Raw genomic sequence first — 19,368 nt, forward strand, 5'->3', positions numbered from 1 at the left:
GACCTGAGTGGAGCTCTTTTTGTGAGGAGGTACGACGAGCAAAAAAGCGGGAACGGAGGGCGGATTAAGCTGCTCAAATAAATTGAAAGTTAAAAACTAACAACTGACCACTAAAAACCGACAACCAAAAATATTATCTTGGGAACGCATTTGCCATTCCGCCATCTACATTGATGATATTTCCTGTTGTTTTATCTAAGATTGCTACACAAGCGAAAACTCCGTTTGCGATGTCTTCAGGAAGGATAATTTCGTTTAATAAATTTCTTTTTGCGTAAAATGCCGGTAATTCTTCTACAGAAATTCCGTTTGCTTTTGCACGGCCTTCAGCCCAAGAACCTTCCCAGATTTTGCTTCCAACGATTACACCGTCAGGATTTACAACATTAACTCTGATTTTATCAGCTGCTAATTCTGCTGCTAATAATCTTGTCATGTGCTGTTGTGCGGCTTTTGCAGTTCCGTACGCTACGTTGTTCGGTCCGGCAACCAATCCGTTTTTACTTGCAATATTTACGATGTCTCCTCCTAAATTTTGCTTTTTCATGATTTCAGTACCGCTTTTAGCCATTAAAAACTGACCTTTTACCAATACATTTTCAAGTAATTCCCAGTCTTTGGTTGTTGTATCTTCTAAAGATTTAGAAATAGCCAAACCTGCAGAATGTACAATAATATCTACTCCACCGAAAGCTAAAATCGTTTGCTTGAAAGCTTCTGCAATTCCTTCTTCGCTTGTTACATCGCACTGAACGGCAATTGCCTGATCTTTGCTGTATTTTGCCGTAACAGATTCCGCAGCTTCTTTATTTAAGTCTGTAAAAACTACAACAGCACCTTCCTGAACCATTTTATCAGCGATTGCCTGTCCGATTCCACCGCCTGCTCCGGTTACTATAGCAATTTTTCTTGAAAGCGGTTTTTCTTTTGGCATTCTCTGCAATTTTGCTTCTTCCAACAACCAATATTCGATGTCGAATGCTTCCTGTCTTGGTAGAGAAGTGTATTCAGAAATCGCTTCTGCACCACGCATTACGTTGATTGCATTCACATAAAATTCATTGGCAACACGAGTTGTCTGCTTATCTTTTGAGAAACTGAACATTCCAACTCCAGGATAAATGATGATTACCGGATTCGGGTCACGCATTGCTGGGCTGTTTGGATGCTTACAAGTTTCGTAATATTCTTTGTATTCTTGTCTGTATTGTTCGAAAAGCGGATTTAATTTTTCTAAAATAGCTTTAGAATCAGACAAATCTTCATTTTTATCTAAAGTCAACACCAAAGGCTGAATCTTTGTTCTCAAGAAGTGATCCGGGCAAGAAGTTCCAAGCGGAGCCAAACGCTCAAGATCATTACTATTAATATATTCTAGAACGACATCGCTGTCAGTAAAATGACCTACCATTCTGTTTTCAGAAGAGGCTAAACCTCTTAGCAAAGGCATGATCTGAGCAGCTTTGTTTTTACGTTCGTCAGCAGGTAGAGATTCTACTTTTTGTCCGCCAAAAACCTGTCCGTTTTCTTCGATTTTCTTAGCGATATATTCAGAAGCCATTTCGATAACTTCTAAACTGTTCATGTAACATTCGTAAGAAGTTTCTCCCCAAGTGAATAAACCGTGGCTGCCTAAAACAATTCCTCTTATTCCAGGATTGTCAGCTAAACATTTTTCTAACTGTAAACCTAAATCAAAACCGGGACGCTGCCATGGAACCCAGCCCATTGTATCTCCCCAGATTTCTTTGGTGATTGCCTCGCTGTCTTTTGCCGCAGCAACGGCAATTAAAGCATCCGGATGAAGGTGATCGATATGTTTGAATGGAAGTAAACCATGAAGAGGTGTATCAATAGAAGGAGCTTTGCTTTCCAGATCGAAAATACAGTGGTCAAATAACCCTACCATTCTGTCTTCGTCTGCTAAACCTCCGTAAACATTTTTAAGATTTCTCAGTCTTTCCGTATATAATCCGGCGATTCCTTTTCTTGTCAAAGTTCCGATGTCACCACCTGAACCTTTCACCCACATTACCTCAACTTCTTCGTTGGTCAATGGGTCTTTTTCGATTGTTTTGCAACTTGTGTTACCACCACCATAATTAGTAATTCTAAGATCTGCACCTAATATGTTTGAACGGTATAAAAATAAAGCAACCTGATCATCTCCAAGAGAAGCCGCCTTACTTTCGTCCCATAAATAATCTACGTATTTAAATGTTTTTACGTTTTCCATTTGTTTTCTTTTTGTTTTCTGAATTTTACTCAAATTTAGATTGTTTTACCCGTTGCACTATCCCGTACTATACTGACAAACGCTTTAGTTAAGGATAAATTAACTTTTGATTTTTTTTGAAGAAATCACAATCTCAGTGAATTTACTTTCAGGTTATTATTTTGTGATTAGATATGTGTTAAAATATAAACATTAAGAAAGCTTACAAGAGAATTGGGAAAACCATCAATCTTTCAACTTTCTTAATGTTTAAAATAAATTTTAAAATTTTGGCCGATTAATACCCAGGAAGCTGTGTCAAATTCGGGTTGTCAATCATTGGGTGACCTGCAGAAGCAGATGCAAAAGGAAGTAATTCTGTTTTATTTGGTACAAATCCGTAGAAAAGACCATCACCATTTCCTTCTATCCAATCAGGATAAACTCCTCCATTTTCAAAAGCACCTGTTGGTTTGGTGTAAATAATTGCACCAATCTGAAGTTGATTAAATCCTCCTACAAATCCTGCAGCTTTTCTTGCATTCCCATTAAAGGTACTTGTATAAGCCTGAAACATATTGGTTGGATAAAATTTATCATCGTTTGCAACTGTTAATCCGTTTGCAGTTGCAATACCTCTTAAAGTTGTCTGATAAGCTGCATAACCAGCTGCAGTAGTAGGAACTGCCTGAACTGCTGCAATCTGAGCAGGGTTTGTCAAATCAACATAAGGTACCTGCAAGATTGGATCTCCGTAAATCTGTGCATTTTTTTGAAGTTTATACAGACGGTAGATAGGGGTACTTGCATACAAACCGGTACGATTTGATAAGTTTTTCATTGCTTGTTTTGTAGCATTTATTTCAGATGCTATGCGATTCATTCTTATCAGATCTGTACGGAGATTAAATTCTCCAGCAAACTCCCATTTGCGCTCTTGTACAAGGGCATCGTCGAATGCTTGCTGGCCTGATGGTGCCGCAAAACTGCCAATTCCAGCTCGGGTTCTTACCTGCATCAAAGCAGCAGATGCTGCAGCCGTAGGTCCTCCGTTTAAATAATTTTGAGTTTCCGCATACATTAATAAAACATCTGCATACCTGATAATAGGAATGTTTAAATTACGCTCACTTGCTGATTGTGGTGCTACACCCCATCCCATTCTGAATTTACCTGGTAAAATACATGAGAAGGTAGTTCCTGCATTGACCCAAGTATCAGTTGCTGCACCAGTATTTAGGAAATAGACGCTGTAAGATGTACAAGAAACATCTCTACGTGTGTCACCTGGTCTGAACGATAAATAATAAGTTGGGAGTATGAACTGTAATGCTTTACGTGAGCCATACGTACCACCTCTGGAACCTTCCATTGCATAGACACCAAAGGCTGAGTTTGTATTAGGTCCGTATTCCGCAATGTGCCAAAGCATTTCCGGATCACTCACTCCATATTTTCTCTGGCAGAAATTGAACCACATCGCTTCAAAACCACTTTTACCTCCTTGAGCCTGTACTAAAGTATTGGTACCCCCATTGATTACAGCTGCTGCTGCGGCATCTGCAATTTGATACAGTTGCTGCACTCTTGCATTGTCAGGACGACGAGACATTGTTCCCGCTGCTCCGGTATTCAGATCCCAACGAAGAGAATATCCTGCTGCATACAAAGCAATTCTAGCTAACAAAGCATTGCCTGACGCTTTTTTCAAACGTTCAGTTGTTCCGGTAGTCGGCAAATCATTTACCGTTTCCTGCATATCAGCGATAATACGATCGTAAATCCCATCACGAGACGAACGTTTTGGATATAAAGTGTTAGGATCATTAGGATCCGCTTCCACTAATGGAACCCAGACTGCAGGCACATCTCCATAAACTCTTATCAAATTGTAATAACAAAATGCACGGAGAGCTTTTACTTCTGCTAATAAAGCATTACGTTTTGTACTTTCTGGCAGCTTACTTAATCCGCTGATTGCAATATTCGTTCTCTCTATAGATGCATACATTACTGAATAAACCCCTGTAAGGGTGTATGGTGTTTTTGCATCATAAAAATAATTACAAATATTGTATTTGGAATTATTTGTGGTACCGTCTTCTGCAGAGTGAACCACTGTATCACCCGCTCCTAACTGATAATACATCTCTGTTGGAACTATGCCTCTATAACAGCCTTGAACATAAATGTCTGCAGTTTCCAAACTTTGAAACACTGATTCTGTATCAGATGTATTAGTAGATGGCTGATCCAAGAAATCTTCACTGCATGAAGTTACACTCAACGAGGCGATAAAGAATGATGGAATTATTATTAAGCCCTTTATAAGTGTGTGTTTATTAATTATATTTTTCATGATCTAAATATTAAAAAGTTAAATTGATACCAAGAACATAACTTCTTGAACGCGGATAAGCAGAGCTATCATATCCTGGTGTTACCGAAACACCGCTTGCTGCCGCTACTTCTGGGTCATAGCCAGAATATCCTGTAATCGTAGCTAAGTTATTAACTGTAAAATATATACGCGCATTAGCTACTGAAATCTTTTCTAGAAACTCCCTATTCAAACTATACCCAAGAGTTAACTGAGCAATTCTAAGGTAAGAACCATCTTCCACATAATATGAAGAAGGATAAGTAATGTTAGCAGTATTTGTGTTGCTTAAACTCCAAAGATTTGAACTTTCATTTGGATTAAGTTCTTTTAATCTTACTAAATTATTCGTTGCCTGTCCTGTAGCCGGATCAATCAAATGATAGTAATTGTTTCCAAATTCTGTAGGAACATTCTGATAGAGTGCATATGGGCTCAGACTTTGTTTGGTAGCATTATAAATATCTCCACCAACGCTGAATTTCATAAACATTGCTAAATCAAAACCTTTGTATGAAAAATTATTGCTAATACCTCCAATAAAGTCTGGAGTACCGTTTCCTATTTTCACCAATTTTCTCGTAAACTGGTCACCTGCAGCGTTATCTGCAGCAAATTTCATATCTCCGGGCTTTGCAGTTCCTGTTGCTGGCTTCACAACACCAGGTTTTAACGTCAATGTTCCGTTTCCTGCCTGTGTAAAATCATCAGTAGTATATATACCTTGGTAAACATATCCGTACATGTCTCCCAACTCTTCCCCTACTGTGGCATAATAAGTTACCTGACCACCTCTGTTACTTCCTACAGAGAATGTTCTAAAGTCTCTTCCATTATCAAGAGAAGTAACTTTAGACTTATTAAAACCTATATTGGCATCTGTCGTCCATCTGAAGTTACCTGATCTAAAATTGATGGTATTCAAAGTGAATTCATAACCTTTATTACTCATAGTACCAATATTCTGGTACTGGTTTGAATAACCTGCATGAGCTGGAAGTATGGTTAATAAAAGCATATTGGTTACATCATTTTTATAGTATTCTGATGTTAGTTTAATTCTATTATTGAATAAAGCTAAGTCTACCCCAATATTTGTCGATTTCATAGCTTCCCACTGAAGATCGATATTTCCATAGGTAGAGCTGGTTACATACGCTGGGTTACCAATTGTATTGTTCAAAGGATAATCTGTCAGGATAACGTTGGTTCTCCACAAGTTGCTAGGAACATCATTGTTTCCGGTTTCTCCGTATTCAACACGGAATTTCAACTCATTAACAAAATCATTGATCTTATGATCTTTCCAGAAACCCTCCTGAGATACGCGCCATGCAGCTGCTACAGAAGGAAAAGTTCCCCATCGGTTATCTTTATAAAACTTAGAAGTTCCATCTCTACGTACTGTACCCGTCAATAGGTAACGATCATCATAATTGTAGTTTACTCGTCCAAAGTATGAAAGCATTGTTACAGGTGATGGTCTGTCTGCACTTTTATCTCTTACAGTAGCGTTATCAATTTGGTCAAGACCAAAATTTACATATGCAGGAAATTTAATAAGTGAAATATTATTGCTTTCAGATGCTCCATATATAGTCTCTGTACCGATAAGAGCATTAACTCTGTGCTTTTCTGCAAAAGTCTTATTATAAGTCACCGTATTGGTAATCTGGTAACTATACGATTCGCTATTACTTATACTTCCATTAATTCCAGTATTCACCGGATCTGTAAGGAAAGATCTGGAGTTTTCATCAGAAAATGCGGTAGATTTACTGCTATTCCATGTATATTGACCTGAAGTTCTGAGTGTAAAATTTTTCAGGAAGTCAAACTCGATCCCCGCATTGGCAACAAATGAACGAGAACGTCTGTTAGCTGTAGAGGCATTGTTCTCTATATATGGATTTTCTGTATCAAAACTAGAATCTAAACTAGAAAAATCACCAAAAGTTTGTGTATTATATAACTGATCCAATGAAAATTTGGTTCCCCCTGTGATAGGCTGTAGTAGTACTTTCTTCATTCCACCATACGATCCTCCTCCATTCACAGAATTTGAGGTAAACATTGACCCAAAATCTACTCTTAAACCTTTATAAAGTTCTGATTTAATATTAGCACGCAATGAGTTGCGGGTTTCATCGTGATTAGCAAGAATACCCAGTTGCTTGTTATAGTTATAACTTACGAATGCCTGAGTTTTCTCATTACCTACAGAAATATTAACGTTTTGATTTTGAGTTAAACCTGTACCGCCAAATACTTTATCCTGCCAGTCTAAGGTAGGTGCTGATGCGTAACGGTTACTGATTCTGCTAAAAGCTCCTGTATAAAATCCTGGTGAATCTGTTCCCAAACCATTATCAAAAACATTGCTCCATTGTGATGCTTTTCCACCAAGTTGTGCCAACTCATACTGATACTTGACGTACTGCTCAGCATTTGAAACCATATCCAATTTCTTAGAAAGCATGTCAAATGCCATAAAAGAATTATAATTGATGGTTGTCTTGCCTTTTTTTCCACTCTTTGTTTTAATTACGATAATACCGTTTGATCCACGAGCACCATAAATTGCAATTGCTGAAGCTCCTTTCAAAACATCAATACTTTCGATATCATTTGGGTTAATAATATTTAAAGCATTATCTAATTGAAAACCATCAACAATATACAGAGGGCTTGTACCCTGAGTGATAGAAGCACCACCACGCACAGTAACGTTAGCTCCTGCTCCGGGAGCACCACCCGCCGTGACAATATTTAAACCGGCAGCTCTACCCTGTAATGCCTGCAAAGCATTCATTGCAGGTGTTGCAGCAAGCTCTTTTGCAGATACTGAAGATACAGATCCTGTAAGGTCAGATTTTTTCACTGTTCCGTAACCAATAACCACCACCTCTTCGATATCTTTTGTATCTACTTTAGCAGTATCACTTGCTACCTTCTGTCCGAACATAAAGCCAGACGCAAGTAAAAACAGCGGTGCGATGAGTGGCTTAAAATTCTTGTGTTTAATTATTAAAGACATATATTAATTTTTATTTACATTACTTAATTTCTGTTACCAAAGTACATCGTTGCAAATGTTTTGGCATCCTGCCTTATCCTGCATTGTAAAATTCATAATTTTTCTTAATAATTTACATATTTTTACAATAAAAAGTGAAAATATTATCAATTTAATTATAAAATTAGATAAATTATTTAAAATAAATAAGTTATCATCTAAGGTGACATTTGTCATATTTTAACATTTCAAAATTTCAAAATTGGAACTCAAATACCCAAAAAAGACAACTGAAAAGAATCAGCTGCCTTTAAAATTTTGATTAAATTCTAAAAAAACACTTTAGCTTGTTTAAAAAATATATTATTAATTATTTTAAATAAAAAACTTCTGTCAGAGAAATGCTTAGCGGAGAATTATCCTCGTTGGTCTGCATCAGATCTTTCATATAATCCCACCATTTTTGCATAATCGGTTGAAGCGGAATATTTTGATATTTAATTTCATCATGACAGTCTAAAACGCCAAACATAACGCCTGTTTCTTCATCTAAAAAGATAGAATAATTGGCAATACCGGCATCTTTCAAAAGATCTTTGATCTCTGGCCAGGTTTCCTCATGACGCTTTTTATATTCAGCTTCAGAACCCTTGTTAAGGAACATTTTGAAGGCTTTTCTTTCCATTACTATCTTAATGAGTTTCCGTAACCTACAATTAAAATAGAAATCAATAAAACAAACATTCCGGCAGAAATGGTCATAATTGTTTTTTTGGAAACGCCTTTCCATTCTTTGATGATTACACCCCAAAGGTTGGCAATTAAAATAATGAATGCCATGTGTAATATCCATGAACTGGCACCGTTCCCCATTTTGCTTTCTCCCATTCCGTAGAAGAAAAACTGCAAGTACCACATCGTTCCTGCCAATGCACAGAAGATGATATTTTTTATTACAGGTACATTTTTCTTGGTATAATCTGTATACGACTTATTTTTAAAAGCTAAATAAAGACAACCGATAAGGTTAGAAGCCATACCTCCCCAAAGAACAACAATGTAAGTCACATTATTCTGAAAAAGGAACTCTCCCTGATTTGGGTTGGCAATTTTCCAAGCTTCGTTGGCAACCATTGCCATTGGTTTTCCTGCTTCCAAACCGAAATTGAAACATGCGCTCAAAACTCCGGAAATAATAGCTACTGTTAAACCTAATCCAAATTTATATTCAGTTTTTACCGTTACGCCATGTGGGTCTATTGTGGTTTCGTTTTGAAGTTCTTTATCTTTCATCACACCAGCTTTTCCGCTGATAACAATTCCGATGACGCAAACGAAAAGTCCGAGCAAAACAAATTGACCCCAAGATTCTGAAAACATTAAACCTATATTATCTTTTCCGGCCTGCGGAGAAAATTCATAAAAAATAGACGGAACGAGTGAGCCAATGACCATCGTAAGCCCCAACATAATGCTGCTTCCCAATGCCACGCCCAAATAACGAACGCCCAAACCATACATGAAACCTCCAATTCCCCATAATGCACCGAATAAAAAGGTTAAACCTATTATGGATGAACTCTCATTCTGAATAATATCCCAAAATCCGGGAATGGTAAGATATGCTGCCAATGGCGGAACAATAATCCATGAGAAGACGCCGCCCACTAACCAGAAAGTTTCCCATTGCCAGCCTTTTACTTTTTTGTAAGGCATATAAAAACTGCCCGAAGCAAAGCCTCCGAGAAAATGAAATAGTACTCCTAATAGTGCGTTCATAATTTTTCTGATTGATTGAATTTGAAAATTAACAAGATGTAATCGGTTGCGCATCTTGTAGTGTCATGCCTAAACATTATGGAAAAATAAGATTTTTTCTAATATTTGAAATAAAACGTACAACTAGTTAATATAATGTACGTTACAATCTATTTAGATAATTTTCGCTATTCATTATTTTACTGAAATAAACAGTTAACCTTCATTATTTCGTATTATTTAGAATTGAAATATCCGAAATTCTTTTTCATATTTAACAAAAAGACTTAACAATTTTCATTATTAAGTCTTTTAATTATTTTAAAAAGCAAAACTTATTTCAATTTGTAAACTTCACTACCCGCAAGCAACAAGCAACCTAAACCATAGTCTTCAAAATCAGGTTCTTTGCTTACAGAAAGTGGCTGACCGTCTTTCGGCTCTTTCCCTGTTCCCTGTACCCAGCCTAAAAATCCGTTCGGCTGAACTGAGTCTTTTGCGATGGCATTCCAGGCTTTTACTAAAACGGGTAAATAAGTCTCTCTGTCGATTAATCCATTATTTACGCCGTAAGCCATTCCGTAAACGAAAAGAGCTGTTCCTGTCATTTCCTTTCCACCGAAATTGTTTGGATCGTGTAAGCTTACATTCCAAAAACCGTCTTCTCTTTGGATGGGAAGCAATGCCGCCAACAAATCTTTATAATCCTGTAAATATTCCTGATAATGAGGATCAGATTTCGGCGTATCTTGCAGGGTTTTCGCCAAAGCAGCAACTACCCAACCGTTTCCTCGGCTCCAGTAACAATCTTCGCCATTCGGTTCTTTGTACGGCGGCACAAAACTTTTATCTCTCCACCAGATTTTATCCGCCTGATTATATAAACCGTTTCCACCGTGCTTATATTTTGTGTAGGCATACATTTCGTAGTTTTTGTCAAAATACTTTTGCTCACCTGTAATTCTACCCAGTTTCGTAAAAATAGGCATCGACATTTGAAGGGCATCAATCCACCACCAGTCATCAACTTTTGGAGTGGCAATCATACTGTCCATCGCCGCTTTTACATTTTTGATTCTTTCAGGATTTTTTCTTCCATCGATTTCGTAAAGGTCAAGATACGTCTGTCCGCAAGCCTGATGATCGGCATTTCGGGTGTATGTTCCACGCTGTAAATCCCAGTTGTGATTGTTTGCCCACGACATTGCATAATCGTAATATTCTTTTTTTGGATCAACAGAATATAAAGCCATCAATCCTTCATAATAAACTGCTCTCGTCCAAAGATTGCTTGGCCAAACTTTCTTGCCGACAATATCTTTTTTGGTATCCGGCCACTTGTTCATAAAATATTGGTTGGCTCTTCTGGAAACTTCCAAAACTTCTTTCTTGTTGGGAATTTCCACTTTGCTTGCTGAAGCATTCTTCTGTACCGAACAGGAAGTTAATCCTCCGATGATCAGTGCAAAAAAACTTGTTGTTAATAGCTTTTTCATAAGTATATATTTATTTTAATTTTTATTTAAACGCAGTGTTCGCTAAGTAATTTTCATCAACATCTGCATATTTTTCCGTTCGCAAGGGCACTTCGTTCAGCAAATGACAGCAGAAGCCTTAGCTGAGTAGAACGCCTTTGCGACCGGAAGTGTTTTCACAAATGCAAAAAACCCTTGCGATCATAGCGTTTAGGATATGATTTATTACTTTAAATACTTTCTAAGTTCACATTTCTTTAAATCCTTAATACCTTTCGTTACCAATTCTGCATTCAGAACTGCTCCTGCTTCGTTGGTATGCGTATGGTCTTTCGGGAAGAAAGCTTTTACTTTTTCGGCTCCCATTTTTTGATATTTCTCGATAACCATTGCATTTAAATCTAAAAAATAAGCTCCGGTTTGTTGAGCTACTTCCTCTGACCAAACTCCGTATTGATCCTTTTCAATTTTGCCTTTTTCATCAAATTTATTTCTTGGAATTGGTGAAACAATGATTGGAACTGCGCCTTTAGATTTTGCTTCATTCACATATTTCCTCATATAATATCCGTAAGTATAAACCGTTTCATTTACTTTTCGGATCGGATTATAAATATCTTTTGACTCTTCCCCTATTCCTTTGATGGTGCCTCGTGCTCTTAAAGTATCTGCCAATTCACCACCATCGTTATGACCGAATTGCATCAAAACATAATCGCCTTTTTTAATGGTTTTCATAATTGAATCCCATCTTCCTTCCGTCAAAAAAGTTCTGCTGCTTCTGCCTCCTTTTGCGTGATTCTGAATTTCAATTTTATCGGTATTTAAAAATAAATCCATAAAACTTCCCCATCCCCAAAGTGAATCTGCTCCTTTACCGGAACCGTTTTGTACCGTAGAATCTCCGATGATGTAAAGCACCGGTTTATACTGAATTTTTTTAAATGATGCTCCGATAATTAAAATCAAAGTTAAAATTGGAAGTATGAATTTTATTTTCATAATACTTTTATTTTTTTGAACACAAAGTTCACTGAGTTTTTATTTAAATAATCTTTTTTCGTTTCACTAAGCCGCTTCGCTTATATAAGACACAAATGAAAATCTTTGATTTTCGAAACTTATGTGTTCTTATCACAAGTCGAATCATCAACTTACAATAACTAATATGTCTAAAATCTTTTGTGACTTTGACTTCGTCGAATCTTCGATTTGTGGTTAAAATTACTTTCTTGTAAAATCTATTTTGTGGTTATAAAACTCGGTTTTGGCATTTCCTTAATCGATTCATCCAGATAATAATCGGTATGCGGAGGCTGATTATAGCCCACATTTTGCCAAACTATGCTCAAACGATACTGCGGATTGTGCACCAAAGTATACAATCTGTGCTTTGTTGGAATTGTTGTAGAAAAAATTCTCAATTCCTGATTATCGGCTGTTCTGTACATCACTTCTTCCCGCCAGTCTCCGAATAAATCAGCAACTAAGGCTGGATTTTTCTTCGTACCGTTGTTGGATTCGCACTGAAAAGTTTTAGCATCGAAAATGAGGTTTGATTTCTCATTCTTCCAATCCCATTTGGAAACGTTGGTTCCGTCTAAAATCTCGCTTAAAAAATCACCGTCCCAATAGATTCCCATATTGGCAACTGGGTTTTTCTCGCTGATTTTTTTTCCTTTGGTATCGTAAACGCCTTTTAGTCCAGCTCCGGCAGCCCACGATTCTGAACCTTCATAACGAGGGTCAATATTTAATGACAAACCCCGTCCCGGTCCTTGAAATTTCCCTTGTTTGCTATAAACTGTAGATGGTAATTTCCATAAAACTTTTCCGGTCTTCCCGTCTCTGAAATGCGCTCCTGCATCATCAAATCTCTCCTGAATATCAAAAATTTCCAATCCCGGATTCGATGGGTCCAAATCTCCTACATGCAAGGCATCACCGTGACCGAAGCCTGTGCTGTTTAATATTTTTCCATCATCATCAACCGTCATTGCACCGAAAACGATTTCATCTTTTCCGTCGTTGTCAACATCTGCAATACTCAAATTATGATTTCCTTGACCGCGGTATTTTTTATTTTCTTCCGAACTTTCGGTATCGAAAAGCCATTTCAAACTGAGTTTTTTATCTTTATAATCCCAAGCTGCAATCGCCGTTCTTGTATAATAACCTCTCGACATAATCACACTCGGAGTTTTTCCGTCTAAATAAGCAACTGCTCCTAAAAACCGGTCGAGTCGGTTTCCTTTTGCATCGCCCCAGGTTTCTGTCATTTCCTCATCGGTTGGATTCAAACTGCCTGCAAATCTTGGAACTTGGTAATTGACTGTATTAATTTCCGCTCCGGTTTGTCCGTCAAAGACCGTCAGATATTCCGCTCCGGAAAGAATCATTCCGTTTTCGTTGACGTAATTTTTTGTCGGGTCTCCAATGAATTTCCCTTTTCCGTCTTTGCTTCCGTCGGCAGTTTTCATTACAATCTCCGCCTTTCCATCCTGGTCTAAATCATAGACTAAAAACTGAGTGTAATGCGCACCTTCTCGTATATTTTTACCTAAATTAATTTCCCACAAAAGCTTTCCATCCATTTTATAAGCCTGAATAATTGGCGGGTCGGTTTCTCCTTTTTGGCTGTTATCTTTTGACCTACCAACTTGATGAAGAATAATTTCATATTCCCCATCTCCGTCCAAATCAGCTACTGATGCGTCATTCGGAGTGTAACCTGCAGGTGTTTTCAACGGAATTGAAAAATAAGGTTTTTGATTCGCTACATATTTTGCAGAATCGATATCAACCGATTGATCCTGAGTATTTGATTTGACGAAATAGGTGTAATTCTTTGCTTTGTCGGCTGTTTTATCTAAAAAATTAGTTTCGTTCAAAAGTGGTTTTTCGTTCAGCTTTTTGGTTGAATTACTTTCAGTTCGGTACAAATCAAAATGAGTATTCTGAGCTTCTGTACCGAGCAAACGCCAACTTACAAAAACACCGGAATCTGCTGGAATGGCAACGATTCCTCGCTTCAGATATTCCATTTGTCTTTGGGCAAAAAATGGTTGCGAAAGAAAAATGGCGGAGGTAATGAAGATATATTTGATTTTCATAAATCTTGTTTTAATAAGTTTTGGCTAAAGCCGAATTTGAAATCTCATCTTTTTAAACGGGCTAAAGCCCATTCCTATTGATAATTTTCGATATGATTTTATCCTTGTCAAGGTTTGGAACCTTGACAAGGATTTTTTTGCGCCGAATCTCTCGCAGCCCGACTTGAGCGGAAATCCTTTTTTGCTTGTTCTTAGAGTTCTATTTAAACTGAAATCGTCTTGCAAAAAAGATTGGGAGTGGAAGGCGGAAATAGCTGCCCAAATAAATCTTCTTAAACAATTTCAACCGATTGCACTTCACAAATTATTTTTTAGAAGTTTGCTTCAACAGCCACTTTACCCATTCCTCAGTTCCCTGATAATTGGTGAAATCTGCTGGAAGTTTCTTGCCGTCGATATACTCGTTGTAGCACCACGGGTCGCCCAATGCGAAAACCGTCCCTTTGCCGAATTTTGCAATCGCTCCAATATTTTTACCTTCTGCAGTCAAAATAGCTTTGGCAGGAGATTTCACGTCGATGGAACTCACTTCTTTCATATATAATTTCTGCTCAGAGAAAATCTCATTTCCAGCCGGAACCATTACTTTTCCTTGCTCAAATTCTCTTTTCTGAACCCTATTGTAACTGTCTTCATTGAAATGAATTCCAAATTCCTGTGCTAGTTTATTGAAATGTTCAAATTCAGAATTGCCATTATCGTTGCTCATCAAAACCAAAACGCCGCCTTTTTTCACCCAATCCGTCAGGTTTTTGCTGCTGGTCGGGTCAATCAGATTGGCCTTTCCGCCGTAAGCTTCTTTGTCAATATCGGCATCAACGATGATGTAAATGTTGGCGTTTTTTAAATCTTTTTTTGTCGGAACAGTTGTCAAAGTGCTAATTTCTGCGCCTTGTTTTGTGAAGATTTCTCCCAGCAAAGAAAACCCGCCGTTGGTCGTGTCATTCCACGTGTAATGCCAGGATTCCAATGCTTTGGTTTCTTTGTTTTCTCTCTTTTCGTTGTTGAAAAAGTTGTCTAAAACGACTTTCGGTTTCTGCTGAGCATTGGAAAAACTGAAGGTCAGCAAAGTTCCTAATGTGAATGTTTTTATGATATTTTTAGTCATAATTAATTTTTATTTTGAATAATGAATTGGTATTAATTGAATTTCGCCATCCAGACCGGAAGGCTGAACTTTCCAGTTAGATGCGTCAAAAGGCTTATAGTTAATGTTCACAAAGTTGATTTCGTGATAATTTCGCCATTCAACTTTATTTTTATCCATATAACGGATTCGGTTGGCCATCAGATTACTTACTTCAATCTGAATCGTATTTTTTCCTTTTTTAAGATATTTTCCAACGTTGATTTCAAACGGGTTGCTCCAAACAATTCCGGCCTCTTTCCCGTTGACAATCACGGTTGCACTTTCGTAGATTTTATCGAACTTCAAAAGATAATCGTCGGCTTTATTTTTCTTTAAATTGAAAGTAGTTGTGTAAACTCCGGTTCCCGAAAAGCTTTGCGTTTGAGCATCTTCTGTGAAATTCGTCCAAGGTTGAAGTTTTGTCAATGTTCTGGGTTTCGGAAGTTCAGGACCGCCTTCTTTGAAAGATAATTGCCAAGGCTGATTTAAAAAAATCGGTGCTTCAGTTTTTTCAACATATTTCCACTTTTCCACAGAATTATCTGCAGTTTCAGAAGCTTTTACAATTAAAGATTCACCGGATTTTAATTGAATTTTCACTGAATTATTTTGAGTGTCGACAATTCCATAATCTCCATTTTCAGAATTCATCAAAGCGACTTGTTTTCCAACAAAATTCAGCGGAATATTTTGATTGATTTCCTTCGCAGTATGATTGACGATGTAATAGTATTTTCCGCCGTCGAACTGTCTTCTCACAAATTTCAATCCGGTGTCTGTCAATTTTTCTCTTTCAATTTTTAAATATTCCAGACCTTTTGCTACATCGGAACTCAAAACAATCTTTCCCTTTCCGAAGCTTGCCATTTTTATATTTCCATCTTGGTTTTGAAACGGAATCTGATTCCATAAAGATTTCAACTGCGTTCTTCTTTTTTCCACCTCCAAGTTTCCGGGAATATCTTTCGGTTCGTTTTGAAAAATAATTGATGCTCCGTTTTGAGCCAAATCTAAAATGTTTTTTAAAGTAGATTCCGGCAAATAAGTCAGTTCAGGAATAATTAAAACCTGATACGCAGAACCTTCTTTTGAAACCTGAATTTTCTGATTTTCCGACTTCGATTCGCCAATCATTTTGTCCGAAATCATATCTAAAGAGTAACCCATTTTACTGAGTTTATTCAGATTTTCATACATCGGAGTTGGCTGTAACCATTTTTCAACATTATGAACTTTGAACGTCACGTCCTTCCCTTTCGGATTTGCCCATTGGTCGTAAATCGGCCAGTACATCAGCAATTCGTTATCCGATTTTCCGCTTTGTAAAACACTTTGCGTACGTTCAATATAAGAATTTAATCCTTTCAAATGAGGCCATAAACTGTTTTCCGGAACGAAATTCACCGACGCATAAAACAGCCATCCCGGAAACGGAACATCAGCCGGAGTGTATGTAGTTCCGTGGTAAAAAACGTGGTTGATTCCCGATAAAAATACCTGCTCCACTTCGGGTTTTGCCTGTGACCACGAGGTTTTGAAATGCTCTGTCAGCCAGGTAAAAGTTTCGTTTGAAGTTAATTTTTTGCCCGTCACATTCGCTGCCGAAGAAGCAAATTTCAACATATTAAAATCCGGCATATCTGATTTTTGAATATCTGCAGTATCTCTTTTCAAGCCCGGAATTTCAAAAATTGAACTTCCAAAAGTTTCAGACTCAGGAATGTCTACTGCTGCATATAAATCCAATAAATTTCCCGGCGAACCGTGTGCCTGATTGGTGTTTTTTGATTTTTTTGAATGCGCCCAATTGGTGAAATCTTTGGTAAAATTATTTAAAATCAGTTCGCTCAAGGTTTCTCTGTAATCCGATTTTACTCTTACTGCAATTTCATTTTCCTCGTTGCTCACGAGATATTTGATGTACAGACTTAAATCGTATCCACGTCTTTTTTTGAATTCATTTAAAAAATCCGGCGTCCAGTCGGCGTTGTAAACTTCATAGCTGTCATTAAAAAAAGAACGGATTCCATAATTTGAATTTCCGAATGCTTTATCGAAAGTTTTCAGATAATCTTTAGTTGCATCCGGTGAAAAATGGTCTAAAGTATATCCTTCTCCACTTGGCGCTGCACGTTTTACTTTTTGCAAAGTTTTACCAACGAAAACTGCGTAAATTGTCCATTTTCCTGATGCTGGTTTCCAGTTTAAAGTTCCGTCAGCATTTACTTTATCTGTTAAAACTACCGCTCCATTTTTTTCATTGTAAGCCGTTACAACATCTAGTTTTATGGTTTTTAAATTCTTCTGTTTTTCGTCTTTCAGTACAATTTTATCTGCAAATTTTTCGCCTGATACAATGGTATAAGTCTGAACAATCATTTTTGTCGCAGCGTCCTGTTCGTCAACTTGTGGTCCACCGATTGGCCAACCTGTTCCGACTGCCATATCTACGCCCATATTCAGGCTTTTTGCTTTGTTCGTGGTGAACTGAAGCATTTTCATCCATTCCGGAGACAGGTAATTGAGGTATTGTTTCTCAAAACCTTTTGCGCCGTAAATCGGGACGATTTCTACGCCTCCGAAACCTGCTTTATTTAAAGTCGTGAGTTGTTTGTCCAATCCTTTTTCGTCGACGGCATTTCCCATCCACCACCAGCGGGTCCAGGGTTTTGCGGTCTCGGTAGTTTTTGGCCACGGGTTTTGTGCGGAGAGATTTCCGAAGGCAAAACAGAGAAGACTTAGACTGACTATATTTTTAATTTTCATTATTTACATTTAAATTTAACCACGCGTACCATTTAAAATTAACCACAAATCGAAGATTATCTCCTTTCAGTCGATGAATATTATTTCGACGGAGTCAAAAGTCACAAAAGATTTTGGACACATTAGTTATTTTTTAAGTGAGTGATTCGATTGCTAAGAAGAACACATTAGTTTAAAAAATCAAAGATTTTTGTTAATTTCCATCAGGTTTCACAGTTTCCATAAAGATAGATTCCGGCCAGTGGAATTTTTCGACATCATCGGGGTTATTTGGGTTAAAAGTCTTATAATTTTTCGAAATATATTTTTTTAAAGGTAAATTTTGGTCAACGATAGATTTTACAACGCACTTTGCCAATTCATAAGCACCATAAGTATTGAAGTGCGTATCATCCGCCAAAGCGGTTGGCTGATTGGGATAAGAATTTGCGGGATAATGAACAAATGCTTTCTTTGCTTTTTCCGGTCCCATTGCTTCAAATAAGGTTTTGCTCAACGCATTCAAATCAACTAAATCGACTTTTTCTTCCTTCGCAATCTCACGCATTGCATCGGGAAAGTCATCCAAAGTATTAACGATTTTATTGTTTTTATTAAAAACACGACGGTTCATTGAGGTGACTAAAACGGGAATTGCTCTCAATTCTCTGGCTTTTGAAATCCACTCCTTTAATCGTTTTCTGTAACCGGATTTTGTGCTGTTTCCCGCTTTTTGATCGTTGTGCCCGAATTGGATAAAGAGATAATCTCCGGATTTTATTTTATTCCAGATTTTATCGATTCGGTGGCGGTCTTCGAAGGCTTTCAGGGTTTCTCCGCTTTCGGCATAATTGGCTATCACCACGTCATTTGGAACGAAAAAATAAGGCAACATCTGTCCCCACGACGCCCAAGGTTCGTATTGCGCATCCACAACCGTTGAATCTCCAGTGATATAGATGGTTTTAGCCGTTTTGTTGGGCTGAATGATGACCGAACAAACTTTCGGAGCTCTATCATTAAATTCAATCGTTAACAGGTTATCCCAATGCAGATATTTTCTTTCTCTAGGTTTTAGTTTTACAATTCCGATTTGAGTTCCGTTCTGATTTCGAATAATGCTGTCTTTGACGTGAACCGTGATTTGTTTTTCAAGAATTTCGCCCTTTTTAGTTTTGACGTCATTGAGCATCAGACGACGATTTTCTACACGAACGGTTGTTTCCGAAGTTCCTTTAGAATCGCCAAGATTTAATGTAATATTATAATTTCCTTCAGGAACTATTACTGAAAAATAGAAGGGTTTGTCGCTGGTTATAAAATCTCCCTTCAAAGCATTTCCTCCGTTGTCATCAGATTTCAAACCGGAAATATCCATAAATCCGTAACCGATTTTCTTATCGAATTTCGAAGTCGAATTAATTGGAATGAAACCATTTTCAACTGTACTTCCACCAAAATCGAATTTGAAAGTGGTTTGCTGTGCAAATATCGTTGCGCAGAAAAAAACGATTAAAAGTGAAATCCCGTTCTTCAT

Annotated in this window: 11 protein-coding genes; all 11 read right to left on the reverse strand. The window is 37.4% G+C overall.

Going from position 1 to position 19,368, the window contains the following annotated elements; all coding sequences use genetic code 11:
• Positions 1 to 133: 133 nt before the first annotated feature.
• Positions 134 to 2,236, reverse strand: a complete 2,103-nt coding sequence (locus tag LNP04_RS03830; RefSeq protein ID WP_229985251.1) for a bifunctional aldolase/short-chain dehydrogenase — start codon at positions 2,234 to 2,236, stop codon at positions 134 to 136.
• 277 nt (positions 2,237 to 2,513) lie between these two features.
• Positions 2,514 to 4,574, reverse strand: a complete 2,061-nt coding sequence (locus tag LNP04_RS03835; protein ID WP_229985252.1) for a RagB/SusD family nutrient uptake outer membrane protein — start codon at positions 4,572 to 4,574, stop codon at positions 2,514 to 2,516.
• A gap of 10 nt (positions 4,575 to 4,584) precedes the next feature.
• Positions 4,585 to 7,632, reverse strand: a complete 3,048-nt coding sequence (locus tag LNP04_RS03840; RefSeq protein WP_229985253.1) for a SusC/RagA family TonB-linked outer membrane protein — start codon at positions 7,630 to 7,632, stop codon at positions 4,585 to 4,587.
• A gap of 349 nt (positions 7,633 to 7,981) precedes the next feature.
• The gene (gene rhaM / locus LNP04_RS03845) at positions 7,982 to 8,296 is read right to left on the reverse strand and encodes an L-rhamnose mutarotase (protein WP_229985255.1); all 315 of its coding nucleotides are present in this window, start codon (positions 8,294 to 8,296) and stop codon (positions 7,982 to 7,984) included.
• A 2-nt stretch (positions 8,297 to 8,298) separates the two neighbouring features.
• Complete coding sequence (gene rhaT / locus LNP04_RS03850; RefSeq protein ID WP_229985256.1) at positions 8,299 to 9,390, reverse strand: L-rhamnose/proton symporter RhaT; 1,092 nt, start codon at positions 9,388 to 9,390, stop codon at positions 8,299 to 8,301.
• 314 nt (positions 9,391 to 9,704) lie between these two features.
• The gene (locus tag LNP04_RS03855) at positions 9,705 to 10,865 is read right to left on the reverse strand and encodes a glycoside hydrolase family 88 protein (RefSeq protein ID WP_229985257.1); all 1,161 of its coding nucleotides are present in this window, start codon (positions 10,863 to 10,865) and stop codon (positions 9,705 to 9,707) included.
• A 204-nt stretch (positions 10,866 to 11,069) separates the two neighbouring features.
• The gene (locus LNP04_RS03860) at positions 11,070 to 11,846 is read right to left on the reverse strand and encodes a rhamnogalacturonan acetylesterase (RefSeq protein WP_229985258.1); all 777 of its coding nucleotides are present in this window, start codon (positions 11,844 to 11,846) and stop codon (positions 11,070 to 11,072) included.
• Between the two features lie 239 nt (positions 11,847 to 12,085).
• Positions 12,086 to 13,957: a rhamnogalacturonan lyase gene (locus tag LNP04_RS03865; protein ID WP_229985259.1), complete on the reverse strand. Its 1,872-nt coding sequence runs from the start codon at positions 13,955 to 13,957 to the stop codon at positions 12,086 to 12,088.
• A gap of 304 nt (positions 13,958 to 14,261) precedes the next feature.
• Positions 14,262 to 15,065 carry a lacto-N-biose phosphorylase central domain-containing protein gene (locus tag LNP04_RS03870; RefSeq protein WP_229985260.1) on the reverse strand — a complete coding sequence of 268 codons (804 nt, stop codon included), beginning with the start codon at positions 15,063 to 15,065 and terminating at the stop codon, positions 14,262 to 14,264.
• Between the two features lie 9 nt (positions 15,066 to 15,074).
• The gene (locus LNP04_RS03875) at positions 15,075 to 17,852 is read right to left on the reverse strand and encodes a glycosyl hydrolase (RefSeq protein ID WP_229985261.1); all 2,778 of its coding nucleotides are present in this window, start codon (positions 17,850 to 17,852) and stop codon (positions 15,075 to 15,077) included.
• 193 nt (positions 17,853 to 18,045) lie between these two features.
• Positions 18,046 to 19,368 (reverse strand): rhamnogalacturonan acetylesterase, encoded by a 1,323-nt coding sequence (locus LNP04_RS03880; protein WP_229985263.1) that lies wholly within the window; start codon positions 19,366 to 19,368, stop codon positions 18,046 to 18,048.

The sequence above is a fragment of the Chryseobacterium sp. C-71 genome, assembly GCF_020911865.1.
GTDB lineage: Bacteria > Bacteroidota > Bacteroidia > Flavobacteriales > Weeksellaceae > Chryseobacterium.

Coding starts and splice junctions, on each gene's coding strand:
- LNP04_RS03830 (WP_229985251.1), bottom strand. CDS start 2,236: ATGGAAAACGTAAAAACATTTAAATACGTAGATTATTTATGGGACGAA.
- LNP04_RS03835 (WP_229985252.1), bottom strand. CDS start 4,574: ATGAAAAATATAATTAATAAACACACACTTATAAAGGGCTTAATAATA.
- LNP04_RS03840 (WP_229985253.1), bottom strand. CDS start 7,632: ATGTCTTTAATAATTAAACACAAGAATTTTAAGCCACTCATCGCACCG.
- rhaM (WP_229985255.1), bottom strand. CDS start 8,296: ATGGAAAGAAAAGCCTTCAAAATGTTCCTTAACAAGGGTTCTGAAGCT.
- rhaT (WP_229985256.1), bottom strand. CDS start 9,390: ATGAACGCACTATTAGGAGTACTATTTCATTTTCTCGGAGGCTTTGCT.
- LNP04_RS03855 (WP_229985257.1), bottom strand. CDS start 10,865: ATGAAAAAGCTATTAACAACAAGTTTTTTTGCACTGATCATCGGAGGA.
- LNP04_RS03860 (WP_229985258.1), bottom strand. CDS start 11,846: ATGAAAATAAAATTCATACTTCCAATTTTAACTTTGATTTTAATTATC.
- LNP04_RS03865 (WP_229985259.1), bottom strand. CDS start 13,957: ATGAAAATCAAATATATCTTCATTACCTCCGCCATTTTTCTTTCGCAA.
- LNP04_RS03870 (WP_229985260.1), bottom strand. CDS start 15,065: ATGACTAAAAATATCATAAAAACATTCACATTAGGAACTTTGCTGACC.
- LNP04_RS03875 (WP_229985261.1), bottom strand. CDS start 17,852: ATGAAAATTAAAAATATAGTCAGTCTAAGTCTTCTCTGTTTTGCCTTC.
- LNP04_RS03880 (WP_229985263.1), bottom strand. CDS start 19,368: ATGAAGAACGGGATTTCACTTTTAATCGTTTTTTTCTGCGCAACGATA.